The sequence below is a fragment of the Streptomyces sp. NPDC006283 genome (assembly GCF_040613325.1).
Taxonomy (GTDB): Bacteria; Actinomycetota; Actinomycetes; order Streptomycetales; family Streptomycetaceae; genus Streptomyces.
This window is the reverse complement of record NZ_JBEXRZ010000342.1, coordinates 1-4,645: the sequence shown is the minus strand read 5'-3', so window position 1 is coordinate 4,645 and position 4,645 is coordinate 1. Positions and strand designations below refer to the sequence as shown.

The window sequence follows — 4,645 nt, the reverse complement described above, 5'->3', positions numbered from 1 at the left end:
CCGGACCAGTACGCGCGCTGCTGGGACGGCGACGACGGCGAGTCGCCCATGCCGAAACGACCGGCCCGCGGGCTCAGCGACCTGCCGCCGATTTTGCCGTGGTGGGGAGAACACCATCGAGGATGACCGCATGGGGCATACGGGGCGGCCCCGGCAGAGCGGCGCGCGAGCGACGCGGCTGCCAGCGGTTGTTTCCGGGATAATCCGACCAGTCGCCCACCCAGTTCGAGTTCGGGATCATCACGTCCTCGAACCGCATGACGTCGAGCAGGCCGTCGCCTGCGCCCGGGCCCAGACCAGCGCCCGCTCCCGTACGTCCTCCGGCACCGTGCCCGTGCGCACGGCCTCCTCGGCGGTTTCCCGCGCGGCGCGGTCGAGGTAGTGGAGCGTCAGCTCGTGCCGGAGCCAGCCAACGTCGTACCACTTGTTGTAGATCAGGCACCGCTTGCCGTCGAGCAGCCCGGTGAGCTGCACGAGGACGTCGGCGAACGTGGGCGCCCCGGCGAGCGCCTCGGTCGTGATCCCGCGGATACCCGCCGCGTCGTCCGGCACGGGCACGCCCGGGTCCGGGAGCGTGTCGGGAAGTACCTCCCCGCGCGAGTTCAGCACGGCCAGCTCGACGATCCGCGCGTCATCGTCGAGTCCGGTCGTCTCGGTGTCGAGGACCAGGAAGTCCGGGTCGACGAGCGCGGCCGCGGCCACCGCTCGCGCTCCTCGGCGGCCCGCGCCTCGGCCTCCCGCCGCCCTGCTCCTGCTCCTGCCGCTCGTACCGAGCCTGATACTCAGCACGCTGCCGCTCCTGCTCCGCGTCGTACGCCTTCCTGCATGGCGGACGCCGACGCGCCCAGTCAGGCCACCACATCGAATCCGGTAGATCCGTACGCTCCGGACGCAGCAGCCAGGCCCGGTCCTTGAGCCAGGCCCGCGCCTCCTTCTTGGAGCCGAGCTGCGCCGTGCAGTCGCCGCCGGCGCGCCTGCAGCCACTGTCGAGCCGACACCAAGCTCGGCATCTTCAGCTAGAACCCGACGCGGGCAGGCGTCGGCCCTCCCGTGGGGAGGGACGGCTCCCTGCCGGCGGGGGACAGATCAGCTGACGGGCCCTCATGCAAGATCGAGGCTAGGGTCGCCGTCCCGCGCGATTGCGAACGACATGCGACGTGCGACCATTCAGACCGCTGGTATGCACCTCCCGGCCCGTTCGGCCCTATCGGCTCAGACCGGATGCGCGTGAACGGCACCGTTGCCGAGGCCGCGCACTGGATCACCAGCGACGGGCACCGTGTCCCGAGGTCCGCAGCTTGCTGGCGCACGTCGCAGCTGCGCCCTCACGATATGCACAGTGGCGCGTGACAGCCTGGACGATGGCCATTGCAGTCCCGGCACCGTCATGCGACGGGCCAACATGTCGTCTGCCGAATTTTCATGGTGAGCAGTACACGACGGCATTACCGCTTTGGGGGATTGCCCCCACGTTTAGGAACTGGACACGCCAAGAGCTGCTGTCCAGCCGAAAGGATGAGCTTGCGAGAGCGCTGGCGTTGCCTTGAAAACCGCCCGAAATCGCTCTCTGGCCATCCGGACACGTTGCCGTGCTCACACCTTCCTGGCCAGGAGCGGCTTCGAAAAGCTCGCCCGCAACCTCAGTCAGTTCCCCGACACCACCGGCAGGTCCTGTTGGCCCCTGCGGTCCTACGGGGCCCGTCGGACCGGTCGCCCCGGTGGCGCCACCGCCGGGACCGGTCGGACCTGTGGGGCCTGTCGGGCCGGTGTCCCCGGTGTCGCCGGTCGGGCCTGTTGCTCCCATGGGGCCCGCAGGGCCTGTCGGGCCGACAGTGCCGTCCTGGCACTTGTCGTCGGCGCCCCATGCCGCTTCGCGTACGGCCTTGGGGAGGTGGGTCCAGCCTCGGCATTCGTCGTCCCCAGCCGAGGGGCCTGCCGTGGTAACCGTGGTTGTCGCGACGCTGTGGCTTGTGGCGATGGCGGGAGTCGCGATGCCGGTGAGGGCGAGGGCGATTGATGCGATGGCGCCACCGGTCCTGACGTGCCGTCGGGGGAGAGGGCCCAGGAAGGTTCTGGTCGTGTACTCGGTTCTCATGCGCTGCTCCTTGTGAGCCGGTTCGAGTGAGGCGCCGGAAAAACCAGCACCAGCTCCTTCGGAATCTTCAGTTCACGACTTGACACAGCTGAGAGGCGCGCGGACGTATCAACTCATTGGCCTATCAGAAGCCGTATCTCAACCGAACGTGATCGTCTGATTTTGCTGGTCAAGCGTGGTTTCGCCCGGGGTGAGGAAGGCGTACGCGCCGAAGCCAGCGCCGCCGCCGGTACCGAGCAGGGTGACCCGCCCCGTACCGGTGAGCGGCTGGCCGCCGTCCGCGTCGGCGGGTAAGGCGGCCATCAGTTTCCCGGCCCGGCGCTGGGCGGGGACAGCCGCCTTGCCGTCCCGGTTGTTCCAGGCGTCCATGACGTCCTTGGAGATGGAGCCGACCTGCGAGACGGCCATCCCCTGGGCGCGGGCCCGGGCCCGGATCTCGTCGGCGGTGGCGCCGTTGTTCAGCATGTCGACGATGGCTGCACGGTTGGCGTCGTTCACTTCGGCTCCTTCGGGGCGGTGGGGGTGAATTCGCGGCGCAGCTGGGAGCGCCGGGTGCGTGTGGTGCCAGCCCAGATGGCGTCGCCGGCGTCGGTCAGGTGGTCGATGGCCCAGGCCAGGCATGCCTCGGGGGTTGGGCAGCGCCGGCAGGCGAGTTGGGCGGCTGCACAGTCGTTGGTGTCGTCGCTGCTCCACCAGTCCGGGTCGGCGTGGAGCCTGGCAGGGCTCAGTTCCGGTGAAGCGGGGGAAGAGGGCGAGGCGGCCGGTCACGATCCGGCTCCGGTGGGGCGGACCACGCGCATGTCGCCTTGCGTGCGGCGTGGGTGTGGGCGCCGTCGCCGAGCTCGGCGGCCAGGTGGTCAGCGATGCGGGTGTTGTCGTGCCTGCTGGCGGAGATAGTCTGAAGCACGGTGGCCGGGCGGCCGGCGCACTGGCGGCAGGCGCTCACGTTCGGGCGGGGCGGTGCGGAGGTCATGACTTCCGCTCCCCCTGAGGCCGGACGTTGTCGATGCCGCCGACGGTCGGCAGCAGCAGTTCGAACGGGTCCCAGGCCTCGAGCCGGTACATCTCCAGCACCTCGACCGGCAGCTCGGCGCCGAGGGATTGGTCGTTGTACGGGAGCAGTTCGGGGACGACGTTGGCGTGCTCGCCGTCGTTGGTGTCGTCGGCGGGCCGGTGTCGAGGACGGGCGACTCGTCTACCGGCCCATCCACGAGCGTGTCGGCGAACTGCTGCGCGAGACCCCGCACCGCCTCCTCACCGAGGCAGCGACATCCGCCCGTCTCCTCCCGGCCGGTGCCGACCTCACGGAGGACCAGCGGCGGCTGGCCATCGCGTTCAGCGCCCTCCAGCCGCAGGAAGGCCCGCCCCACCCATATCTGCGTCACCATCTCGTGCAGCACGCAGCGGTCGGCAGAGTGCTGAACGACCGTGTCGTCAGCGAGAAGTGCCCGCCCTACGAGACGAGCGGGAACGTGCGGGGCGCCCTCGGCCTGCTATCGGAGCACACCACCGACACCGCAGGGCTGTTCGCATGGACACGGATCGAACCATTCCTCGGCGACGCACCACCGGCGAGAGTCTGCGCTTCTCGCTTCTCACTGTGGGAACAGGAGGACGACCACGCCGGGCACACGCACGCGCCAGGCAGTCGACCGCCACATGGTTGTGCCTGTCGTGCATCTGTGCCGGGCCTTGTCCAGTTCGTGGTCCACAACCGACTTCTGTGTTCAGGACTGGTGGGGCGGCCCGGCCATGCGTAGGGACGCAAGGATACGAAGGCATCAGGGTCGCAGCGGGGGCGATTCGTCGCTGTCGAGTGTCCATCGGCCTTCGTCATAGGGCCAGGGGTAGGCAAACAGATCACCGCGGAGGTGATCCTGGAGGGCCTGCCGCGTGGCCGGGGGATCTTGGGGTGTGCCGAGGCGCGTGGGAAGCGGGTCGATGGTGTCGGCATGCCGCTCCGCCCAGTCCAGCCACTTCTGCGCATCCTCGTGCAGACCGCAGGGGTGGCGGGTGCGGACCGCCGCGCAGAAGGCGCGGATCGCCTCCGCTTCCTTCCAGCGGGCCACCTGATCGGTCAGTGCCTGTTGGCGGTGCTTGTCCACCTGGCGTTCGCGGCCTTCGCGGACGGCCTGGTACCAGCGGCGCCGTGCGGAGGCCTCCTGGCGTTCCTGTTCGATGCGCTGCTCTTCGGCGCGGGCAGCCGCGCTCTCGAGGTCGCTGAGGAACTGGCCCAGGCGACTCTCCAATGTCCAGCGCTTGGCATCGGAGTGCTGGTAGGAGGGGGTCCAGTAGGCGCTGCGCCCGGGAGCGCTGATCATGAGGCGGCCGTCTGGCTGTTGGTCGTACTTGGGGATGCGTACCCAGAGACGTTTGGCGTGGTCACGGAGCTCTCGCGGGGTCGGCTCGTGCGCCACACCGGTGGTTCGCTCAACGATCTCCCAGGGATGGGCATGGCCTTACGACCTCGTGCGTGATTAGCGGTGACGGCGGCTGACCTGGGTCGTTGGTCTGTGTGTGGTGGGGGTTGAAGCACGCAGGTTGATCATG

Annotated in this window: 4 protein-coding genes; all 4 read right to left on the bottom strand. The window is 69.2% G+C overall.

From position 1 onward, the window contains the following. Positions 1-240: 240 nt before the first annotated feature. Positions 241-702, bottom strand: coding sequence for a 3'-5' exonuclease (locus ABZ070_RS35455; RefSeq protein ID WP_356640100.1), 462 nt, complete (start codon positions 700-702; stop codon positions 241-243). Between the two features lie 1,531 nt (positions 703-2,233). Beyond that, positions 2,234-2,593: a hypothetical protein gene (locus ABZ070_RS35450; RefSeq protein WP_356640098.1), complete on the bottom strand. Its 360-nt coding sequence runs from the start codon at positions 2,591-2,593 to the stop codon at positions 2,234-2,236. Continuing rightward, the gene (locus ABZ070_RS35445) at positions 2,590-2,823 is read right to left on the bottom strand and encodes a WhiB family transcriptional regulator (RefSeq protein WP_356640102.1); all 234 of its coding nucleotides are present in this window, start codon (positions 2,821-2,823) and stop codon (positions 2,590-2,592) included. The genes ABZ070_RS35450 and ABZ070_RS35445 overlap by 4 nt, the downstream gene beginning before the upstream one ends. A gap of 1,053 nt (positions 2,824-3,876) precedes the next feature. Further along, on the bottom strand, positions 3,877-4,416 hold the full coding sequence (locus ABZ070_RS35440) for a hypothetical protein (RefSeq protein ID WP_356640096.1): 540 nt from the start codon (positions 4,414-4,416) through the stop codon (positions 3,877-3,879). Positions 4,417-4,645 lie beyond the last annotated feature (229 nt).

Bases quoted from the DNA above. Each gene is read 5' to 3' on its own strand.
- ABZ070_RS35440 (WP_356640096.1), bottom strand. From the start codon at position 4,416: ATGATCAGCGCTCCCGGGCGCAGCGCCTACTGGACCCCCTCCTACCAG.